The following is a 1,257-nucleotide window of genomic DNA, read 5'->3' as shown; positions in this document are numbered from 1 at the left end:
TTTTCAATAACGGGCGCAGGCACGTAGGGCATAATAGCGAAGCGGCCCTGCGTGTATGCGTCCCAGCGAACGCAGTGAGCATGTTGATTGACTTGTTATGTTCACTTTGTTGAAAACCCCTTGAGGATCTCCATTGTTGGCGTAGGCTTTGTAACCCACTCCCCGTTTTCCATTACTTTCATTGTTTCGTTAAAGCCGCCTTGCGAATTGAAATAGTCAGCCACTTCCATATAAAAGTCTTTGATGAGTTGGTCTTCTCGTTCACTGGTGGGCGGAAGTCTAAAGGAATCTACCAAAAGCACTTTCATTGATACATGACTTCTTAAAGAGGTTCTGGCTTTTTCGATTTCTCCATCTTCAATGTTTTTTAAAGCGTAGAGCATGAATCTTCCATTATCTACGTGCTCCTTCGCGTAGCTAGCTGCATCAGTAGATGTCATTAAGTATATAGACGTGATAAAGCCAAGAATGAAGACGACAATGGTGAAAATGCCGCCAGAAATGCCAATTAAGATACTTGATTTCATAATTCGTCCTTGTGAACATAACTTTTAAATAAGGGGCGATAACGCGTAGGGCATAATAGCGAAGCGGCCCTGCGTGTTAGCGTCCCAGCGAACGAAGTGAGTGACTTAATTTTTTTGTTAGAAGGCAATGCTAGATGTACAAATCGTAGTTTTTTAAAACCTTCCGTATTTTAGCTTGGTCTTCTAATACTGTTTTATATATCCATTTATAAAAGTATTTTCCATTAGTGGCGATAACTGTTTCTGCTTTTTCCTTTCCCAGCACTTCGGTAAGTGCATCAAGTTCCATTAAGCAAACGGCGAGGTGTAAGTACGTTGAAAACTCACTTCTCGCTCCATTTGGATAGCCAACGGGGACCGACGGATATATTTTGCGTAGCTCTGAAATAGTATTTTCTACTTCTTTTTTCTTTGAGTCTTCAAACCAGTGAATCTGCTCATGTAACAATTGAGACAAACCTGCTGGGTCATTGTTTGGCATTGAAGCTTTAAGTGTCAAAACAGGATGACTAAACGGACTTCTAACAGACTCATCTATGATTATTTTATCCGTAAACCACCACTTGCTGAGATCGTGTTGTTCTATGAGCCTTAAAACTTGAGTTCGTTTCATTTCCTCTTTATCACTGTCATTCGATAGATAAATTTCAACATCTGCAGAAGCCAATTGAGATAGTAAAATTAAAGGTATAGCTAAATTTAAGATTTTCATAAAAACCTCCTTGTCTTC

Annotated in this window: 2 protein-coding genes; both read right to left on the bottom strand. The window is 39.8% G+C overall.

The annotated features are described in order from the left end of the window. Positions 1–101 precede the first annotated feature (101 nt). On the bottom strand, positions 102–527 hold the full coding sequence (locus J8L84_RS20085; RefSeq protein WP_211072255.1) for a hypothetical protein: 426 nt from the start codon (positions 525–527) through the stop codon (positions 102–104). Between the two features lie 130 nt (positions 528–657). After that, a partial coding sequence (locus J8L84_RS20080) for a hypothetical protein (protein WP_211072254.1) occupies positions 658–1,257 on the bottom strand: 600 nt, incomplete at its 5' end.

It is taken from the genome of Alteromonas sp. MMG017 (assembly GCF_018100795.1).
Taxonomy (GTDB): domain Bacteria; phylum Pseudomonadota; class Gammaproteobacteria; order Enterobacterales; family Alteromonadaceae; genus Alteromonas.
Note: the sequence above shows the minus strand (reverse complement) of the source record. Positions and strands in the feature narration are given on the sequence as shown.

Excerpts from the sequence above, each read along its gene's own strand:
- J8L84_RS20085 (WP_211072255.1), bottom strand. The coding sequence starts at position 527 with ATGAAATCAAGTATCTTAATTGGCATTTCTGGCGGCATTTTCACCATT.